The 18,227-nt window shown below is 65.6% G+C and carries 14 protein-coding genes, 2 tRNA genes and 1 riboswitch; of the genes, 10 read left to right on the forward strand and 6 right to left on the reverse strand.

The window, feature by feature from the left end; all coding sequences use genetic code 11:
* Nucleotides 1-3: 3 nt before the first annotated feature.
* The 3 genes from AC1PPK_RS07185 to AC1PPK_RS07195 all read right to left on the reverse strand — a co-directional run bounded on the left by AC1PPK_RS07185 (nucleotide 4) and on the right by AC1PPK_RS07195 (nucleotide 2,790).
* A complete protein-coding gene (locus AC1PPK_RS07185) occupies nucleotides 4-2,313 on the reverse strand; it encodes an acetate/propionate family kinase (RefSeq protein ID WP_481117155.1) in 2,310 nt (769 codons plus the stop codon).
* A 253-nt stretch (nucleotides 2,314-2,566) separates the two neighbouring features.
* Nucleotides 2,567-2,641: transfer RNA gene (locus AC1PPK_RS07190), tRNA-Thr, on the reverse strand.
* A gap of 73 nt (nucleotides 2,642-2,714) precedes the next feature.
* A tRNA-Gly gene (locus tag AC1PPK_RS07195) sits at nucleotides 2,715-2,790 on the reverse strand.
* A gap of 285 nt (nucleotides 2,791-3,075) precedes the next feature.
* Between AC1PPK_RS07195 and AC1PPK_RS07200 the strand changes: the two genes are divergently transcribed.
* Entirely contained in the window at nucleotides 3,076-5,103 is a 2,028-nt protein-coding gene (locus AC1PPK_RS07200; RefSeq protein WP_481117156.1) for a methyl-accepting chemotaxis protein, read from the forward strand.
* Between the two features lie 17 nt (nucleotides 5,104-5,120).
* Here AC1PPK_RS07200 and AC1PPK_RS07205 read toward each other — a convergent pair whose 3' ends face one another.
* Nucleotides 5,121-6,341: an MFS transporter gene (locus AC1PPK_RS07205; RefSeq protein WP_481117157.1), complete on the reverse strand. Its 1,221-nt coding sequence runs from the start codon at nucleotides 6,339-6,341 to the stop codon at nucleotides 5,121-5,123.
* A 101-nt stretch (nucleotides 6,342-6,442) separates the two neighbouring features.
* Here AC1PPK_RS07205 and AC1PPK_RS07210 point away from each other — a divergent pair, with 101 nt between their 5' ends.
* Together AC1PPK_RS07210 and AC1PPK_RS07215 are read left to right on the forward strand one after the other, a co-directional pair.
* Complete coding sequence (locus AC1PPK_RS07210; protein WP_481117158.1) at nucleotides 6,443-7,369, forward strand: LysR family transcriptional regulator; 927 nt, start codon at nucleotides 6,443-6,445, stop codon at nucleotides 7,367-7,369.
* A gap of 165 nt (nucleotides 7,370-7,534) precedes the next feature.
* Nucleotides 7,535-8,032 carry an SRPBCC family protein gene (locus AC1PPK_RS07215; RefSeq protein ID WP_481117159.1) on the forward strand — a complete coding sequence of 166 codons (498 nt, stop codon included), beginning with the start codon at nucleotides 7,535-7,537 and terminating at the stop codon, nucleotides 8,030-8,032.
* A gap of 12 nt (nucleotides 8,033-8,044) precedes the next feature.
* Here the strand turns inward: AC1PPK_RS07215 and AC1PPK_RS07220 are convergent, their stop codons facing one another.
* Together AC1PPK_RS07220 and AC1PPK_RS07225 are read right to left on the reverse strand one after the other, a co-directional pair.
* Nucleotides 8,045-8,767 (reverse strand): MgtC/SapB family protein, encoded by a 723-nt coding sequence (locus tag AC1PPK_RS07220; RefSeq protein ID WP_481117160.1) that lies wholly within the window; start codon nucleotides 8,765-8,767, stop codon nucleotides 8,045-8,047.
* Nucleotides 8,768-8,848: 81 nt separating this feature from the next.
* The gene (locus AC1PPK_RS07225; protein ID WP_481117161.1) at nucleotides 8,849-9,424 is read right to left on the reverse strand and encodes a TMEM165/GDT1 family protein; all 576 of its coding nucleotides are present in this window, start codon (nucleotides 9,422-9,424) and stop codon (nucleotides 8,849-8,851) included.
* A 3-nt stretch (nucleotides 9,425-9,427) separates the two neighbouring features.
* Nucleotides 9,428-9,599, reverse strand: a riboswitch (yybP-ykoY riboswitch).
* 183 nt (nucleotides 9,600-9,782) lie between these two features.
* Between AC1PPK_RS07225 and AC1PPK_RS07230 the strand changes: the two genes are divergently transcribed.
* The 7 genes from AC1PPK_RS07230 to AC1PPK_RS07260 all read left to right on the forward strand — a co-directional run bounded on the left by AC1PPK_RS07230 (nucleotide 9,783) and on the right by AC1PPK_RS07260 (nucleotide 18,086).
* Nucleotides 9,783-10,190 carry a PilZ domain-containing protein gene (locus AC1PPK_RS07230; RefSeq protein WP_481117162.1) on the forward strand — a complete coding sequence of 136 codons (408 nt, stop codon included), beginning with the start codon at nucleotides 9,783-9,785 and terminating at the stop codon, nucleotides 10,188-10,190.
* A 137-nt stretch (nucleotides 10,191-10,327) separates the two neighbouring features.
* On the forward strand, nucleotides 10,328-11,959 hold the full coding sequence (locus AC1PPK_RS07235) for an ABC-F family ATPase (protein WP_481117163.1): 1,632 nt from the start codon (nucleotides 10,328-10,330) through the stop codon (nucleotides 11,957-11,959).
* A gap of 33 nt (nucleotides 11,960-11,992) precedes the next feature.
* Nucleotides 11,993-12,643, forward strand: coding sequence for a hypothetical protein (locus AC1PPK_RS07240; RefSeq protein WP_481117164.1), 651 nt, complete (start codon nucleotides 11,993-11,995; stop codon nucleotides 12,641-12,643).
* Between the two features lie 29 nt (nucleotides 12,644-12,672).
* Complete coding sequence (locus AC1PPK_RS07245; RefSeq protein WP_481117165.1) at nucleotides 12,673-15,663, forward strand: hybrid sensor histidine kinase/response regulator; 2,991 nt, start codon at nucleotides 12,673-12,675, stop codon at nucleotides 15,661-15,663.
* Nucleotides 15,660-16,940: a hypothetical protein gene (locus AC1PPK_RS07250; RefSeq protein WP_481117166.1), complete on the forward strand. Its 1,281-nt coding sequence runs from the start codon at nucleotides 15,660-15,662 to the stop codon at nucleotides 16,938-16,940. Before AC1PPK_RS07245 ends, AC1PPK_RS07250 begins: the two co-directional genes overlap by 4 nt.
* Before the next feature lie 8 nt (nucleotides 16,941-16,948).
* Entirely contained in the window at nucleotides 16,949-17,377 is a 429-nt protein-coding gene (locus tag AC1PPK_RS07255; RefSeq protein WP_481117167.1) for a type 2 periplasmic-binding domain-containing protein, read from the forward strand.
* A gap of 130 nt (nucleotides 17,378-17,507) precedes the next feature.
* Nucleotides 17,508-18,086 carry a flavin reductase family protein gene (locus AC1PPK_RS07260; protein WP_481117168.1) on the forward strand — a complete coding sequence of 193 codons (579 nt, stop codon included), beginning with the start codon at nucleotides 17,508-17,510 and terminating at the stop codon, nucleotides 18,084-18,086.
* Nucleotides 18,087-18,227 lie beyond the last annotated feature (141 nt).

Consider the following 18,227-nt stretch of genomic DNA (forward strand, 5'->3'; position numbering starts at 1 on the left):
GGCTCAATGGCGGCTCTGGATTTCCTCGATGTAGCCGAGCATGCCGGTGCGGATGTTGGCGGCGTTGCCCTCGTCGGTGTCGATGTGCATCGCCAGCCTGTAGCTCGGGCTGACCCGCACGATCACGTCGCCGAAGATCAGCTCGCGCTCGCCCTCGACTCGCACGCGGACCACGTACTTGTCGCGCACCCGCAGGCGGCGCGCGTCTTCCGGCGTCATGTGGATGTGGCGCTGGGCACAGATCACGCCGCGTTCGATGGTGGTGCTGCCGGCCGGGCCCTCGAGGGTGATGCCCGGTGTGTTGGCGAGGTCGCCGGATTCGCGGATCGGCGGCTGCAGGCCGACCTTGAACTGTTCGGTCATGGCGATCTCGACCTGGGTTTCCTTGCGGGTCGGGCCGAGCACGCGCACGTTGGCGATGCGCCCCTTGGGGCCGACCAGGTGCACCTTCTCGGCGCAGGCGAACTGGCCGGGCTGGGACAGTTCGTGTTCCGGTGTGAGCTGGTGGCCGGGGCCGAACAGTTTTTCGACGTCGGCCTGCGAAAGGTGCACGTGGTGAGCCGAGATCTCGACGGGGATCGGCATCGGCGCCTTTTCCTCGGCCTTGGCTTCGCGGATCAGTTCATCCCTTTCGATGGCGCGCAGGGTTTCCCAGGCCACAAGGCGCTCGTCGTCGTTGTTGATGACAAGGATGGTCACCGGCGAGTCGTCGGTGGAGACGATCGCGAAGTCGTCCACCTTGCCGAGGTTGCGGTTCTTCTCCTCGTCGAGCCTGATACCCATGTAGGCAAGGCCCTGGCAGGCCAGGCTGCGCACCGCGGCGCTGGTCTCGCCGATGTCGCCGGTGAAGGCCAGCACGTCGATGCCGCCCATCGCCGCGATATAGGCGCCGATGTTCTTGCGGATCTGGTAGCAGAAGGCCTTGTGGGCCAGCAGTGCGCGGTGGTGGCCGTTGCCGGCGGCGGTTTCGATGTCGTGGATGTTGCTGGAGATGCCGGAGATGCCCTTCAGGCCGCTCTCGGTGTTGATCAGCGTGGACAGGGCCTCCGGCGACATCTGTTGGCGTTCCATCAGGTGCACCATGACCGCCGGGTCGATGCTGCCGGAACGGCTGGGCATGATCAGCCCATCGGTGGGCGTCATCCCCATCGAGGTGTCCACCGAGCGGCCGTGGTCGATGGCGCACACGGAGGCGCCGATGCCCAGGTGGCAGGAGACGATCTCCAGTTCGCCCAGAGGACGCTTCAGCACCTCGGCCGACTTCAGCGACACGTAGCGGTGGGAAGTGCCGTGGAAGCCGTAGCGGCGGATGCCATCCTGCTTGTAGAGGTCGTAGGGCAGACCGTACAGGTAGGCATAGGGCGGCAGGGTCTGGTGGAAGGCGGTGTCGAAGACCGCCACGTGGGGCACGTCGGGCAACTGTTTGAGGGCTTCGCGGATGCCCGCCACGTTCACCGGGTTGTGCAGCGGGGCAAAGACCGACAGCGCCTCGATGTCGGCGATGACCGTCGGCGTGATGACGGCCGCAGCGGCGAAGCGGTTGCCGCCATGGACGACCCGGTGGCCGACGGCGCAGATTTCATCGAGTTCGAAGGCGAAGGCGTCGCCGAGCTGGCGGGCGGCGTCCTGCATGACCGGGAACAGCTCGGACAGGGGGAAGGGGTCGCGGGTGATGGTCTTGACCTGCGGGCCGACCATCACGCTGATGCGCGACACGTACTCGTCGGTGTTGTCGATGATGCCGTGGACGTCGGAGCCGAGGTCGCGGGTGTCGTAAATGCCGAAGTGGATCTGGCTGAGGCCCACGTTGAGGGCGATTACCTTGCCCGGGCGTGCGGAGTGCAGTGACAGCACCGACGCGGCGGAGGACTTGGCCGACACGATGTCCAGCGACATGCTGCGCATGCGTTCGAGGAGCATCCGCGACAGGTAGCCGATGGCCTTTGGGTTGGTGAGGATGTGGGTGTTGAAGGTCTCCAGCGGGATCAGCAGCACGTAGCAGCGGTTGCCGGCGATCACGTCGGCGGTGACGCGGTCACCGGTCAGGGTGGACATCACACCGAACACCTCACCCGGCCCGAGTTGGGTCAGCACTGTGCGGGTGCCGGTGTTGTCGGTGACCGAGATCTCCGCGTGGCCGGTGATCAGCACGCCGAGGTACTGGCCCTCGTCGCCGGTTTCCAGGATGGCCTCGTTGCCTTCGTAGGTGGCCAGCCGCCCGCTGGCAACGATCTCCTCGACCTTGTCGGCCGGGAAATGCTCGAACAGGCGCACCTGTTCCAGGAAGAAGCGTTTCAGATCGATGTCGCTCACGCTGTGTCTCGCTTGAAAGAGTGGAGCCGAATGAAAGGATAGAGACAGGATAGCGTCCCTGTTGCGATGCATCAAAGGCCAATTGCCGTTGTGGTGTGTCGCTGTTCAGGTCACAGGATAGTTCGCGGAGGCGTCAGCCGGATGAACGGGCGAAAGATGGTCGTCCGGCCGCGGAAGCGGTTGGCGGGAGCCGCGTGGGAGAGGAGCGGAAAGCACAAAGGCCGACCCGGAGGTCGGCCTTTGTGGCAAGTGCTGGTGCTCATGGGCAGGATTGAACTGCCGACCTCTCCCTTACCAAGGGAGTGCTCTGCCACTGAGCTACATGAGCCGGAACCGGCATGTCGCAGGCCAGAAGGCCTGGTGACAACGAAACGCCATGTGACGGGCGCCGCGCTTTTGACTGGAGCGGCAGAAGAGTCTCGAACTCTCGACCTCAACCTTGGCAAGGTTGCGCTCTACCAACTGAGCTACTGCCGCGTACTACCTGAAAACAAAGAGCCCAACCGGACGATTGGACTCTTTGCGAAATCGGGTGGGTTGCGAATGTTTCGGCAACTGCAAAAAGCGGGCGCATAGTATCAACCAGTTTCGTGGTTGGCAAGTTTTTTATGTTTTTCGCTGCATTTCGTTGCACATGGCCGCCGTGGGGCAGCATGCGGAGGGCTTGACAATCGTTCGCGTTTCTTGTTGTCCATCAATGATAGGGAGTCCCCAGCCAGTAATGATGGGCAGGAAGTCAACGCATTGAATGCAGGTGTCACCATGAACGTCTTTCTCGCCCCGGCCGTGGCCTTCCTTAATCGTCTGGGTTTTCGCGGCAAGTTCGCGGTGATCAGCGCCTGCGTGGTGTGTGCGCTGGCGGGCCTCGGGAGCCTGCTGGGCTTCAATCTGTGGGGCGAGGTGCAGGCGACCCGTGCCGAGCAGGCCGGCGTGCGGCTTCTGGCTCCGGTCCTGCATGCCTTGCAGGACGCGCAGAAGCACAGGGCCGCGATGATCAGCGTGCTGTCCGGCCAGGCTGACGCAAAAGGGCGGGCCGACGAGACCGCCGTCCAGGTTAGGCGCTGGATGGATCAGGTGGACGAAGTGCTGAAGGCTGCGCCGGTGCTGCAGCCGACCCGCTCGAAGTGGCAGGCTGTACGGGAGGAGTGGTCGCGGCTGGTCGCCACTGGCGGCAGTATGGACGCCACTGCCAATCGCATGGCCCACCGCGAGCTGATCGAACACCTGCTGGATTACCTCGACGATGTGGTGACGGTGTCGGGCCTGCTGCTCGACCGGGAGGCGGATGGCTTCTATCTCGTCGATGCCGTGCTGGTCCGCCTTCCTGACGTGATGGAGCGGATCGGCAAGATGCGCGCGATGGGCAATCAATTGCTCACCCAGAAGAGCGCCACCGACAAGGATCGGGAAGACCTGGCTACACTGCTGGCGGTCAGCGATGCGCGTTATCAAAGCGTCGTCAAGGAGCTGAAGAAGGCCAGTGCGGAGCGGCCGGCGCTGGCCGCCGCGGTGGCGCGTCTTGAGGGCGAGGCCGGTCCGCAGTTGAAGGCGCTAACCGATGTGGTCCGGCGCGACATCCTGGCCGGCCGCTACGAGACGCCGGCGGCCGATTGGGTGCAGCGCACGACGGCCACCATCGACGCCCTGTACGGGAATGTCTTTACGCAATTCCTGCCGGAACTGGAAGGTCTGCTGGCTGCCCGCGAGGGCCGTCTGCTGCAGACCTTCGCCGGGACCGTAGCGGTTGCTGTCGGTGTGTCGCTGCTGATCGTCTACCTGCTGGCCGCGGTGTCATCGGCGATCGGTGGGGCGGTGGCGAGCCTGGCGGCCAGTGCCGAGCGGGTCGCCGATGGCGACCTCACGGTGAAGGTCGATCTGGTCTGCCGGGACGAGTTGCAGCGGGTGGCCCAGGCCTTCAATCGGATGAGCGGGTCGATCGCCACCCTGCTGCGCGGGGCGCGCCAGACCGCGGACGATCTGTCGACGGCGGCGGATCGCCTGGTGGTGGCCTCCGGCGAGGTGGCGCAGAGTTCGTGCGGCCAGAGCGACGCAGCGTCGGCGATGGCGGCGGCGGTCGAGCAGATGACGGTGGGCATCAACCACATCTCATCCAATGCCCAGGATGCCCAGGGTGAAGCGACCCACGCCGGCCAGCTGGCGGTGGAGGGGGGCGACGTGGTGCGGCGGACCATCGACGACATCAACCGGATTTCCGAGGTCGTGCAGCGCACCGCCGGCATCGTCGGCGGCCTCGGCGAGCGCTCGACGCAGATCTCGGCCATCGTCGGTACGATCAAGGAGATCGCCGACCAGACCAACCTGCTGGCCCTCAACGCAGCTATCGAAGCAGCCCGGGCCGGCGAGCAGGGGCGCGGTTTTGCGGTGGTGGCCGACGAGGTGCGCAAGCTGGCCGAGCGTACCGGTCAGTTGACCCAGGAGATCGCTGCGATGGTCAAGGCAATTCAGGACAGCACGCGGGATGCAGTTCAGGCCATGGAGGAGGGCGTCGGCCGGGTCGGAGAGGGAGTCGAGCGGGCCGGCCAGGCTGGCGGTGCGATTGCCGAGATCCGCGATGGCTCGGGGCGGACCGTGCAGGCCATCAACGAGATCAGTGACGCCCTGCGCGAGCAGAGCGCGGCCAGTACCGAGATCGCCCGCCGCGTCGAGGGTATTGCGCAGATGGCCGAGCGCAACAGCCTCAATTCCAGCGAGACGGAACAGACCGCCCACCAGCTGAAGGCGCTGGCTGGTCATCTGGAGCAGGACATCGCCCGTTTCCGCCTGCCCTGAGCGCGGGCTTGCTGCGCTCAGGCAGTGGCCAGCTTGCGGGCCACCGGCGCTTCGCGGATCGGAAGGTTGACCAGCGCGGCGAACACCGCCAGCGCCATGTCGGCGTACCACATCCAGCCGTAGTCACCGAAGCGGGCCAGGGCCAGGCCGCCGAGCCAGGCGCCGAGGAAGCCGCCGATCTGGTGGGACAGCAGGGTCAGCCCGAACAGCGTGGCCAGGTAGCGGATGCCGAACAGTTTGCCGACGATGCTGGCTGTGGGTGGTACGGTGGCCAGCCAGGTGAGGCCGAGGCCGGCGGCGAACAGGTAGAAGGTCATCGTCGTGTGCGGCGCCAGCAGGTACCAGCCGATAAGTGCCGCACGCGATGCGTACATCACCGCCAGAACGTGCTTGCTGCGATAGCGCGAGATGCAGGAGCCGGCGTACAGGCTGCCGACCACGTTGGAGAGGCCGATGATCGCCAGCGACCAACTCGCCACAGATGCGGGCAGGCCGCACAGGTTCACCTCGCCGGGCAGGTGGGTGACCAGGAAGGCGATGTGGAAGCCGCAGGTGAAGAAGCCGGCGTGCAGTAGCAGGTAGTCCCGGTTGCGCAGTGCCGTGACGATGGCCTGACGCAGGCCGCCGCCGGCGGTCGCATTGGCGTGGTGGGGCTGGGTGACGGGCCGGTCGGTGAGCTTGTTTACCAGGGGCAGCGCGCTGAGGGTCATGACCGCCAACGACCACATGGCGCCCATCCACCCGAGGGCCTGGATCAAGGCCTGCAGCACCGGCGCGAAGACGAACTGGCCGAAGGAGCCGCCGGCGTTGATGACGCCGGACGCCGCGCCGCGGGCTTCCGTCGGCATGCGCTGGGCGGCGGCGCCGATCAGTACGGAGAAACTGCCGGCGCCGGAGCCCATTGCCGACAGCAGGCCCAGGGTCAGCACCAGGCCAAAGGCGGAGTCCACGAAGGGCGTCAGCGCGCTTCCGACGGCCAGCAGCAGTACTCCGCCGATCAGCACCGGGCGCGGCCCGTGGTGGTCGGCGATGGCGCCGGCGATGGGCTGGATGGCGCCCCAGCTGAACTGGCCGATCGCCAGTGCCAGGCTGATGGTGGCGATACCCAGGCCTGTGGAGGTGTTCAGGGGGCTGACGAACAGCCCGATGGATTGGCGGGCGCCCATGGTGACCAGCAGGATGCCGGCGGCGGCCAGCGTGGTGAGCAGGACGTCGGGTTTGCGCAAGGTATGGAACATGATGCCGATCCGGGTGAGCAGGGGATGGATCGACTATAGGTTTCGTATTCGCTTCGAAAAAGACGATAATCGTCACCAATATGTCAACGGATCATTGACAAATGCGCTGGCTGGCCAGTTGGGAAAGTTTCGTCCGCGTCGTCGAGGAAGGCAGCATGGCCGCCGCCGCCCGGCGCCTGGACTGCACGCGGGCCCAGGTCAGCAAACAGGTCGGCGAACTGGAGCAGGCCTTCGGTGTGCGCCTGTTCGAGCGCTCCACCCGCAAGCTGGTGCTGACGCCGTCCGGCGAGATCTTCCACCGCCACGCGCTGCAGGCCCTCGATGCGGTGGATGGCGCCGAACTGGCGGTACGCAACGTGGACGAGGTACCGCGCGGCGTGCTGCGCATCGGCGCCTCGGCGGTGTTCGGGCGTCAATGTGTGGCGCCCTTCGTACCGCGCCTGCTGGCACGCTATCCGGAGCTGGAGTGCGAGTTGATCCTCAGCGACGAGCGGGTGGACTTCGCCGATGCGAGCATCGATCTGGCCCTGCGTATGACCAAGTCCCCGCCGGAGGACGTGGTATCGCGCCTGCTGCTGGTGTTGCGGCGCGTGATCTGCGCGTCACCGGCCTATCTGGCGGCCCAAGGCCGGCCGCGGTTGCCGGCCGACCTGACGGCGCATCAGTGCTTCAGCCACCTGCTCAGCGACGGCGGCGTGTGGCGACTGCGGGATGCCCAGGGCGACGAAATCGGCGTACCGATCCACAGCCGCCTGCGCTTCAACGACATCGGCAGTACGCTGGACGCGGTGCGCGCCGGGCAGGGCATCGCGATCCTGCCCACCTACCTGTGCGGCGATGGGCTGGCGCGTGGCGAACTGGAAACATTGCTCGACGCCTACGAGCCGCAAGTAGATTTCGGTCGCAATCTGTACGCTTGCTATCTGCCCAGCCGTGGGCGCCTGCCGGCGGTGCGGGCTTTCCTGAGCGAGTTCCAGGCCTGGCTGAGCCCCGAGCCGCCGTGGGAGCGTTACGGACGGGGGCGCTGACAGCAGTCACAATGCGTATGCGTTCGGGAAGCCAGTTGTCAGCTTGAAGTGGCAGACTGGTAGCAGTTGTTCCAAACTGCCCATGCTATGTCGCGGATTGCGCTTCGTTCATTTCCCGTGGTGCTCGCTACGGCTCTGCTGGCCTCGCCTCCGGGGTGTCTGGCCATGGGGCCGCTGCTGCTCGAGCAGGATGTGCATGTGGAGCGCGCCAACGGCGGTTTCGTGGTGGATGTGGTGATGCACACGTCGGCGCGGCCCGCTCTGGCCTGGGCGGTGCTGACCGACTTTGAGCACATGGCGTCTTTTGTGCCCAACCTGAAGAGCAGCCGCGTCCTTGAGCGTGGTGAGGGCGTGTTGAAGGTGCTTCAGCAGGGTGTAGCCCGCTACGGCTTGTTTTCCGCGAACTTCGAGTCCCTGCGGGAAATCCGTTTGACGCCCTGCAGCGAGATCCGTGCCCATGGCCTGAGCGGCAACGTCCAGCGCATGGAGAGCCTGATGCGTCTGGAGCCGGAGGGGAGCGGCACCCGCCTCAGTTACCACGCCGAAGCCCAGCCGGGTTTCTGGTTTCCGCCGATGATCGGCCCGTCGCTGGTCCGCCACGAGACCGCCGAGCAGTTCTCCGCGATGCTCGACGAGATGTTGCGCCGAACGGAGCGGGAGTGAAGGGGGCTGCACCTATTCGGTGGTGCTGGGGCTCCAGAAGGCCTGGCTGATGCCGGCTTGCTCGGCGAGCTGACAGGTCAGTCGGTCCAGTTCGTCGCCGTCCACGGCGGTGGCCATCAGCACTGCCTCGATTTCCACCGCATCGTCGCCGAAGGCATGTACGACGAGGTCGCGGGCCGTGTGGTCGGCGGCTTCCAGTGCGGCTTCGAGCAGGTGCAGGGCTTCCTTCTGGCGTTCGCGTGGGGCGATCACGTAGACGGTGTTGGTGACTTCCACCGCCAGGGTGTCGATAGGTTCGCGATTGATGCGGTCCACCACCGGCCTCAGCAGCGTGTTGGCCGCCAGCACGAACAGCGCGCCGAGGGCGGCTTCGGGCAGCAGGTCGGCGCCGGCACAGGCACCGACCGCAGCCGAGCCCCACAGCGTTGCGGCGGTGTTGAGGCCGCGCACATTGCCCTCCTCGCGCATGATCACGCCGGCGCCGAGGAAACCGATGCCCGACACCACATAGGCCACCACGTGCTCGGCGCCCTCGTGGCCGCCCAGGTGGTTGGCCATGTCCACGAAGATTGCCGCCCCCACCGCCACCAGAACGTTGGTGCGCAGCCCGGCGGTACGCTGCCGGTACTGGCGCTCGTAACCGATCAGCCCGCCAAGCACGAAGGCCGTCACCAGGCTCAGCAGGGTGTCGAGGAGGGATACGAGGTTGATGTTCTCGATCGCTTGCAGGGTCATGCGGTCATCTCCAAAGGGCCGGCGGGTTGCTGCCCGCCGGGGGAGAAGAATAGGGGCGTCGTGTTACGCAGGCAGCCGGATTCAGAAACCGAGGCTCTCGCCGGCACCGAGCAGCGTGGCGGCGCCGAGCACGGCGAAGATCGCGGCGGCGATGCCATGCACCAGGCGCACCGGGATCGCGTGCGCGATGCGGTCGCCGAGCAGCACTGCAGGCACGTTGGCGATCATCATGCCGAGGGTGGTGCCGGCCACGACGACCGCCAGATTCTGGTACTGGGCGGCCAGCGCGATGGTCGCCACTTGCGTCTTGTCGCCCATTTCGGCGAGGAAGAAGGCCACCAGCGTGGTGCCGAAGACACCGAAATGGGCGAGTTTGGCGTCATCCTCGTCGAATTTGTCGGGGATCAGGGTCCAGATCGCCATCGCGATGAAGGACACGCCGAGCACCCAGCGTAGCGTGGTCGGGCCGAGCAGGGTCGTGACCCAGGTGCCGACGGCACCGGCGAAGCCGTGATTGACCAGCGTGGCGATGAGGATGCCGATGATGATCGGCACCGGTTTGCGGAATTTGGCGGCCAGGATGAAGGCCAGCAATTGGGTCTTGTCGCCGATTTCGGCGAGGGCGACGATGCCCGTGGAGACGAGGAAAGCTTCCATGTGAAATCCCTTGGCCGGATATAGACGAATGACCACGCGCCTCTCCGGCCAAATCCGGAGGCGGGTGGTCAAAGGTCTTGCCAAGTTTGGGACCGCCTGCGCCATGGCCGCGAAGCCAAGTATGTTGACGCAGGCCCTTTCGAGCGAAAGGAGGCTACTCCCCAATGACGGCCGCGATGCTACGCGAGGCAACGGTGCCTGTCCATCCGCAATGCAGGGACACATTCGTCCGGCTTCGGCCATGGTTGGCCGTGGCTATGCCGCTTTCAAACGGCAATGGGATGAAGCTATGGGAAGAGGATAGAATCGAGATCTGGATGGCAAGAGTGGAAAGGTTGAGGCGATGGCGGAGGATGGATTGGACGCAGGGCAACATGCGGAGCGCCGAAAGCGTCAGCGTTTCGTGGCGCGGCGCTGGGGTAGCACCTGTTTCTGGGTGTCGATCGATGGGCTCCGGTTGCCGCTGAACGACCTGTCCCTCGAGGGCTTCGGCGTGCCGGCAAGTGCGCCGCCGGCGGAGCCGCGCAGCTTCCCCTTCGTGCTGCATCTGGATGGCATTCCCGATCAGATCCGCGGTGAGGCGACGACGGTGAATTTCCTCGCCACGCTGGAGGGGGGGCAACTCGGTTGCCGCTTCACTTCCTTCGAAGAGGATGGCGCTCTGCGGCTGCACGACTGGCTGACTGTGCACGTGATCGCCTCCGCTTCTGTGCGCATTTCCGAGCAGGAGGCGGCGGCTATCGTCGCTGGCCCTTCGCTGGTCTGAGCGCCAGGGCGAGATATTTGCCCAGGTGCTTGAAACATCGGTAAAATTTGCAACAGCTTCGCCGGCCGCTGGCCGGCGTTTTCCTTTTCCGTTTTGCTGTCGCGCCGCTCCCTCGGCGGACTCAAGGAATACCTGCCGTGCTCATCGCCAATAACATCACGATGCAATTCGGGGCCAAGCCCCTGTTCGAGAACGTCTCCGTCAAGTTCGGTGACGGCAACCGCTACGGCCTGATCGGTGCCAACGGGGCCGGCAAGTCCACCTTCATGAAGATCCTGGCCGGCGTGCTTGAGCCGACCGCGGGCAACGTCGCCATCGACAGCGGCGAACGCATGGCCTTCCTGAAGCAGGATCAGTTCGCCTATGAAGACGTGCGCGTGATCGACGTGGTGATGATGGGCCATGCCGAGATGTGGGCCTGCATGCAGGAGAAGGACGCCATCTACGCCAATCCGGAAGCCACCGAAGAGGACTACATGAAGGCGGCCGAGCTGGAGGGCCACTTCGCCGAGTACGACGGCTACACTGCCGAAGCCCGTGCCGGCGAGCTGTTGCACGGCGTCGGCATCCCCACCGAGCAGCACAACGGCCCGATGCGCGAGGTCGCCCCTGGCTGGAAGCTGCGGGTGCTGCTGGCCCAGGCCCTGTTCGCCAACCCGGACATCCTGCTGCTCGACGAACCGACCAACAACCTCGATATCAACACCATCCGCTGGCTGGAGAACGTGCTCAACGAGCGCAACTCCACGATGATCATCATCTCCCACGACCGGCACTTTCTGAACCAGGTGTGCACCCACATGGCCGACCTCGACTACGGCCGCATCCAGGTCTGGCCCGGCACTTGGGACGACTACATCGAGGCGTCCACGCAGGCCCGCGAGCGCCAGTCGGCGGCCAACCAGAAGGCCAAGGAAAAGGTTCAGGAGTTGCAGGAGTTCGTGCGCCGCTTCTCGGCCAACAAGTCCAAGGCCCGCCAGGCGACCAGCCGCGCCAAGCAGATCGAGAAGATCAAGATCGAGGAGTTCAAGCCGTCCAGCCGCCAGTACCCGTGGATCCGCTTCGACTACGACGAGAAGGAGAAGCTGCACCGCCAGGCCGTCGAGATCGAGAACCTCACCTTCGGATACGATCCGGCCAACCCGATCATCAAGAACTTCACCTTCACCGCCGACGCCAACGACCGCATCGCGATCATCGGTGAGAACGGTATCGGCAAGACGACGCTGCTGAAGCTGCTGGTCGGTTCCGAGCTGCACGGCCTGACGCCCCAGTTCGGCACCATCAAGTGGGCCGAGAAGGCCAAGCTCGGCTATTACGCTCAGGACCACGCCGAGGATTTTGCCGGTGGCGAGAACCTCACCGACTGGATCAGCGGCTATGTGCGTGAAGGTGGCTACGAGGGCGACGACGCCGAGACCCTGATCCGCGGTACGCTGGGTCGTCTGCTGTTCAAGGGCGACGACGTGAAGAAGTCGGTCAAGGTGATCTCCGGCGGCGAGCAGGGCCGGATGCTGTTCGGCAAGCTGATGCTGCAGCGCAAGAACGTGCTGCTCCTCGACGAGCCGACCAACCACATGGACATGGAGTCCATCGAGTCTCTCAACTCGGGCATCGCGGACTTCACCGGCACGCTGTTCTTCGTGTCCCATGACCGGGCCTTCGTGTCCTCCATCGCCACCCGCATCCTCGAGATCCGTGGGCCGGGCGAAATCATCGATTACCGCGGCACCTACGAGGAATACCTGGCCAGCCAGGGCATCGAGTAAGCCACAGCCATCGGTCAGGCGAGGGGTTCCGGTATGTCGTCCGCCCCGCGCCTGGCCTTCCTGATCGTCGTCACCATCGCCAGCGGCCTGCTGGCCGACAGCCGGGCCGGTAGCTGGGGACAGCCGCTGGTCAGCCTGTGGGTGTGGGGGCTGTTCGGCTGGCTGCTGTGGCGGGAGCGGGAGCTGAGGCCTCGCCTGCTCGCCTGCCTCGTGATTGCAACGGCTGGGGAAATGGTGTTGTCGCTGTGGTGGGAGCTGTATGACTACCGCCTCGGCAACCTGCCGCTGTTCGTACCTCCTGGCCATGTGCTCCTGTACTGGCTGGGCCTATTCCTGGCTGTGCGACTACCGGTCTGGCTGCTGGTGTGGGGCCCACGGCTGGCAGTCGTTGCGGTGTCGGTGCTGGCGCTGGCCGGCCTGGATTGGCTGGGGCCACCGCTGGTGCTGTTGTTCCTGCTCTGTGTACGACGTGGGCCGGCGCCGGCCTTGTACGTGACGATGTTCCTGCTGTCCCTGCTGATGGAACTGTGGGGAACCTGGCTGGGCTGCTGGAGCTGGCGGGCCTTTGCTCCAGGCCTGGGCTGGCCGGTGACCAATCCGCCCCTGGCCGCTGGCGCCTTCTATTGCGTTCTCGATCTTCTCAGTGATGCCGCGCACCCCCGCCGGCGATTGCGTACGGCATAATCCGGGTCGTCGCCCGTTCTTGCCCATGCATGAAGCTCAGCAAGCTTTCCCTCCTGTTCTCGGCTGCGTTGTTGTTGATCGTCGGTATCAATGGCTCGATCTCGATGCTCGTGCTGCGCGCCTTCGACCAGGCCCAGGCGGTCCAGGATCATCGCGTTGACGCTCTGCGGGTGGTCGAGGAACTGCGCCGCGAGACCGATACCCTATCGCGCCTCGTACGGGCCTATGCAGCGACTGGTGAAACCCGCTACCTCACTTATTACTACGCGATCCTGGCTATCCGCGAGGGTGAAGCGCCGGCGATCGTGGACGGTGATGACGCGACGTTCTGGGAGCGGGTGATCGCCGGGCAGGCCCGCTATGTGCCCGGCGGAGCCGGGCCGCGCGTATCGATGCGCTCCCGCATGGTGGCGCTGGGTTTCGAGGGCCCGGAGCTGGCGACGCTGGAAAAGGTGCTGGTGGAGACGGAAGGGCTGAAGGCCATCGAGCAAGTGGCCTTCGCGGCCACCCAGGGACTGTACGATCCCCATACCCGCATGATCGTCTCAGAAGGGGTGCCGCGGCCCGACGTGGCCGTGAAACTGGTTTTCGGGTCGGACTACGACCGCCAGCGGTTCCGCGTGGCCACCGCGGTCACCGAGCTGATGCAGAGGGTGGACCAGCGCACCGGCGCCGAGGTCACCGAGGCCCGCGAGCGGCTGGGGGCATGGATCATCGCGTCGGTGGTCAGCATGGGCATGACGGCCCTGCTGGTCCTGCTGGCCTTCCGCACTACCCACAGGAAGGTGCTGCAGCCGCTCGCCGACATGTGCGCAGTGACCGGTCAGCTGGCCCGGGGCCAGTACGACGTGCGCTTGGGCTGCGCGAACGGGGTGGAGGAAGTGCAGGCGCTGAGCACGACCCTCAATTCGATGGCCCGGGCCATCGAGACCGACATCCGTGAGCGCGAGGCGATCGGCCGGGAACTGCAGCAGGCCCGCGCCAGGGCGGAACAGGCCACGCAAGCGAAGTCGATGTTCCTGGCCAACATGAGCCATGAGATCCGTACTCCCCTCAATGCAGTGATCGGCATGGCGGAGTTGATTCTGCACAGCCGCCTGCTGCCACGCCAGCGCGAGTATGCGGAGAAGATCCGTAGCGCTGGCCGGTCGCTGCTCGACACATTGAACGACATACTCGATTTTTCCAAGATCGAAGCGGGCCGCCTGGAGCTCGAGGACATTCCGTTCCGTCTGGAGCAGGTCGTTGCCAATGTGCTCCAGATGGTCGAGGGGGCGGCTCGCGAAAAGGGGATCGAACTGATCTTCGAGGTTGGGCCGAACTGCTCTCGGGCGCTCGAAGCTCCGCTCCTCGGCGACCCGCTGCGCATCGGTCAGGTGCTTGGCAATCTGCTCTCCAACGCCGTGAAGTTCACCCCCGCTGGACATGTTGCCCTGCGCGTCGGGGCCGGGCCGGCCGCCGCTGGGGTCCTGCCGGTCAGCTTCAGTGTAGAGGACACCGGCATCGGCATGCGTGCAGCGCAGATCGAACACATCTTCGAGGACTTTGTGCAGGCCGACGGCGCCACCACCCGCCAGTACGGCGGCACTGGCCTGGGACTGGCCATCGTGCGGCGCCTGGTGGAGGCGATGGAGGGCGAGGTGCGGGTCAGCAGCGAGCCCCGGCGCGGTAGTGTGTTCCAGGTACGTCTGCCGCTGGTCCTTGGTGATGACCACGACGCGCTGCTCGCTGCGCCGCTTCCCTGGGAGGGGCTGCGGGTGCTGGTGGCCGACGATTATCCGGAAGCGCGGCTGTCCTTGATCGACCTGCTCAATCAGCAGGGCATTGAGGCGGTGGATGCGGCGACCAGCGCGGCCGAGGTGCTTGAGTGCCTGCAGGCGGCCCAGCGGGATTGCGTGCCCTACGATCTGCTGTTCCTCGACTGGACGCTCCCGGATCGGGACGGCGGTGCGCTGCTGGAGTGTCTGCGCAGCCGGACGGAGCTGGTGCCACGGCACATCGCGCTGATGACCACGCCGCGCGCGCTGGATGCGCGTATCCACGAGATTCTTCCCGGTGGCCTGCACGTCTGCGAGAAGCCCCTGCTGCCCGCCGCATTGAAGCGTCTCGGTGACGTGATCTTCGGTCGCCGGGAGGTGGAGGGCGGAGGGCGGAGCCCTGAGGGGGCGCTGGACGGTATGCGCGTGCTGCTGGTCGAGGACAACTCCACTAGCCGCGACGTGGCTGTAGCCCTGATGGGGCGCTGGGGGGTGGAGACGGACAGCGCCGCAGACGGCCGGGATGCCTTGGCCCAGCTCGCCGCCCAGCCTCCCGACTGCTACGACCTGGTATTCATGGATCTGCAGATGCCGATGATGGATGGCTACGAGGCTGTGCGTCGCATCCGTGCGCAATCCGCCTTCGACAGCCTGCCGATCTATGCCTTGTCGGCTCATGGTGGGCGCACTGCGCTGACGCGTTGTCTGGCAGTTGGCATGAACGGCTGCCTCGCCAAGCCCTATGAGCCCGGAGAGCTCTATGCAGTGTTGCGCAAGCACTATCGCGGGCCTGTGCAGCCCGAGCCGACGCCGCTGCTCCACTCCGGTCTGGAGGCAGTGACGGGGCTGGCCGGTATTCCGGGTATCGACCCCCGCTGTGCGATCAACGACACCGGCGTCAGCCCGACCCTGTATCCCCGCCTGCTGGCCAAGTTCCGCGATCAGTTCGCCGATGGTCCGCAACGCCTGCGCATCGATGTGGAAAACCGGGCCTGGGAGCGGGTGGTGCCTTTCGCCCATACCCTCCGGGGCCGGGCCGGGCTGCTGGGCATGATCGAAATTTCTGCCATCGCCGGACGTCTGGAAGCCGCTGCACGGGCCCGTGACAGCGGACGCGCGCGGGCGGCACTCCGGGCGCTGGAAGAGCAGTTGCGCCCGATCGTCACGGGGTTGGGGCAGATCCTGCCCATGCTGGAAACGAGTAACGAAACTCCGCCCGCGTCGTCAGCCGCCGGCGCAAATCCTCCGGAGCTGGTTCAATGAAACACCTGTTGCCGATTCTCGCCGGATGTGCAGCTCTCCTGGTGCCGTCGCTGACCACGGCTCAGGAGATCAGCCTGTCGGGCTTCGGTACGCTGGGGTATGCCCAGTCCAACCGCTCCTATCGCTATCAGCGGTTCATCGACAGTGGCGGGACCTTGCAGCGGGACTCGCGTCTCGGCGTACAACTCGACGCCAGCCTGACGCCGGAGTGGAGCGCCACCGTGCAGGCAGCGCTAGCGCCTGCGCCGGACTGCGACCGGCAATGGGATCTGACCCTGCCCTGGGCCTTCGTCTCCTGGAGGCCGGACAACGACTGGTTGCTGCGGGCCGGCAAGCTGCGTCTGCCGCTGCTGCGTTTCTCGGAAACCCTGGACGTGGGGACGACCTTCAATTTCGCCCGTCTGCCGGTCGAGGTCTATTCGCTGGCCCCCACCGCCGACGTGACCGGCTTGGCGGTGGCGCGGAACTGGCTGGACGAGGACAGGGAGGTGAGCCTGGAGGGCTACGTGGGCTCTGCCGACTCCTACTGGCGCTTCTTCCGCCGTGATGCGGTGCCCGGATCCCGCCCCCGGGGGGCATGGTTCGAACATATCGACATGTGGCTGACCGGCGCGCTGCTGACGGTGCGGGAGGGGGATAACCGGCTGCGCCTGAGCGTTCATCGCGGCGATGTCAAGCGCGCCGATGGCCCGATTCCGGTGACCTATCCCTTCGTGCCGGTGGCGAGCGGCGGCTACTATCAGGTCACCGATGCCCTGCCGGGCCCGGGCGTGCCAACCGTCGATCGGGTACTCAACTATACGTTCACGGCCAGTGTCGAGTTTGCGCTGTCCCACGACTTCATCTTCACCGGCGAGGCGGTGCGTCGGCGGGTCACGCGTGCCACGCTCGGTACCGACTCGTGGGCGGCCTATGCGGCACTGCAACGGCGGATCGGGTCCTGGACGCCCTATGTGTATATTGCAAGAATCCTGTCATCGTCGGGCGCACGGCGGCTCTACGCCGATGTCAACGGAAACCTGCTGCCTGCGTCGGTCGCCGGAGTGGAGATCATCAACCCCACCCAGCGGGCAGGCGTCGATTCCCTCAATGTCGTTGACCAGCGCTCCATCGCAGTGGGGACGTCCTACACACTGACTCCCCAGCAGAAACTGAAGGTCGAGTGGTTGCACACCCGTACCGGCAGCGCATCGGACTTCCTGGATGCGCCGGCCGGGGAGAACAGCGGGCATCGCGCGGTGGATGTCCTGTCCATGTCGTACAACTTCACCTTTTGAGGCGCGTCATGGGAATCCGTCGCGCCGGCCTGATCCTGTTCCTGTGCGGGAACATGGTGAGCGGCCATGCGTTTGCCGGCGACGTGGTGGTGATCGCCCATCCTTCCGTGCCCCGTCTGGACAGCGTGATGGTCGAGCGTATCTACACCGGAAAGATCGTCGAAGTCGGGGGCGTGCGTGTCACGCCGCTCGATCTCGTTGCGGGTCATCCTTTGCGGGGGCGCTTCCTGGCTCGTTGGCTGGACCGGGACGAGGAGCGCTATTCGGCCTACTGGACCGTACGCCGTTATGTGGGCAAGGGGGTGCCGCCATCCCAGGTGCCGACGACGGCGGAGATGATCCGGCGGGTTGGGGCCACGCCCGGTGCCGTCGGATACGTGGATGAGGCCGACATGAAGGGCGATGTGAAAGCGGGCCTGAATGTGCTCGTGCGCTGACCGCTCCCGTCGCTGGTGCGGATTGGGGGGCAGTCGTTGTCATCTGATGTCGAATCGCTATTCGGTCACGGGCGCGCTGTGCGTCAGCGGCTAAACTCGGGGCATGTCGAGTGTGTCACCGTCCCGCATCATGAATGCCCTGTCCGTTCCCCAGCCCGTTCCCCTGGCCCAGGCCTATCGACTGCTCAACCATGGTCCCACGGTCCTGGTGTCTTCCGCCCATGGGACGCACCGTAATATCATGGCCGCGTCCTGGAGCATGCCGCTCGATTTCGATCCGCCAAAGGTCGCCGTAGTGCTCGACCGGGCAACGCTGACCCGTGAGCTGGTCGATGCGTCCGGTGAGTTCGTGCTCGCGGTGCCATGCCGCGCCATCGCCGAGCAGACCCTGGCGGCAGGGCGGTCGAGCGGCCGTGACGGCGACAAATTCGCCGCACTCGAATTCGAGACTTTTCCGGCCAGCCACGTGGCGGCACCGCTTCCGGTGGGCTGTATTGCCTGGCTCGAGTGCCGGGTCATCGACGAGCCGGGGATCCAGCACACCTACGATCTGTTCCTCGGCGAGGTGCTGGCCGCGTGGGCCGATCCGGCCGAGTTCTCCGACGGGCGTTGGCATTTTTCGGCGGACGAGCGGCGCTCCCTCCATTACGTTTCCGGTGGGCAGTTCTTCGCCACGGGCGAAGCCCTGGAGGTTTCCACGACGGGATGACATGGGCCGTTCTCCTGGGGGCCCTGAGCGCGAAAGAGAAATTTTTGTTGCAATGCACAAAACCACTTGCATTCTCTCTTTGTGCGGTGCAACATAGCGCCATACCGAAATCCATTCGGTGACCGCAACCCAATTCGAGGA

It is taken from the genome of Zoogloea sp. JDB1, assembly GCF_056724025.1.

Excerpts from the sequence above, each read along its gene's own strand:
- AC1PPK_RS07200 (WP_481117156.1), top strand. The coding sequence starts at position 3,076 with ATGAACGTCTTTCTCGCCCCGGCCGTGGCCTTCCTTAATCGTCTGGGT.
- AC1PPK_RS07205 (WP_481117157.1), bottom strand. The coding sequence starts at position 6,341 with ATGTTCCATACCTTGCGCAAACCCGACGTCCTGCTCACCACGCTGGCC.
- AC1PPK_RS07210 (WP_481117158.1), top strand. The coding sequence starts at position 6,443 with ATGCGCTGGCTGGCCAGTTGGGAAAGTTTCGTCCGCGTCGTCGAGGAA.
- AC1PPK_RS07215 (WP_481117159.1), top strand. The coding sequence starts at position 7,535 with ATGGGGCCGCTGCTGCTCGAGCAGGATGTGCATGTGGAGCGCGCCAAC.
- AC1PPK_RS07220 (WP_481117160.1), bottom strand. The coding sequence starts at position 8,767 with ATGACCCTGCAAGCGATCGAGAACATCAACCTCGTATCCCTCCTCGAC.
- AC1PPK_RS07225 (WP_481117161.1), bottom strand. The coding sequence starts at position 9,424 with ATGGAAGCTTTCCTCGTCTCCACGGGCATCGTCGCCCTCGCCGAAATC.
- AC1PPK_RS07240 (WP_481117164.1), top strand. The coding sequence starts at position 11,993 with ATGTCGTCCGCCCCGCGCCTGGCCTTCCTGATCGTCGTCACCATCGCC.
- AC1PPK_RS07245 (WP_481117165.1), top strand. The coding sequence starts at position 12,673 with ATGAAGCTCAGCAAGCTTTCCCTCCTGTTCTCGGCTGCGTTGTTGTTG.
- AC1PPK_RS07250 (WP_481117166.1), top strand. The coding sequence starts at position 15,660 with ATGAAACACCTGTTGCCGATTCTCGCCGGATGTGCAGCTCTCCTGGTG.
- AC1PPK_RS07255 (WP_481117167.1), top strand. The coding sequence starts at position 16,949 with ATGGGAATCCGTCGCGCCGGCCTGATCCTGTTCCTGTGCGGGAACATG.
- AC1PPK_RS07260 (WP_481117168.1), top strand. The coding sequence starts at position 17,508 with ATGAATGCCCTGTCCGTTCCCCAGCCCGTTCCCCTGGCCCAGGCCTAT.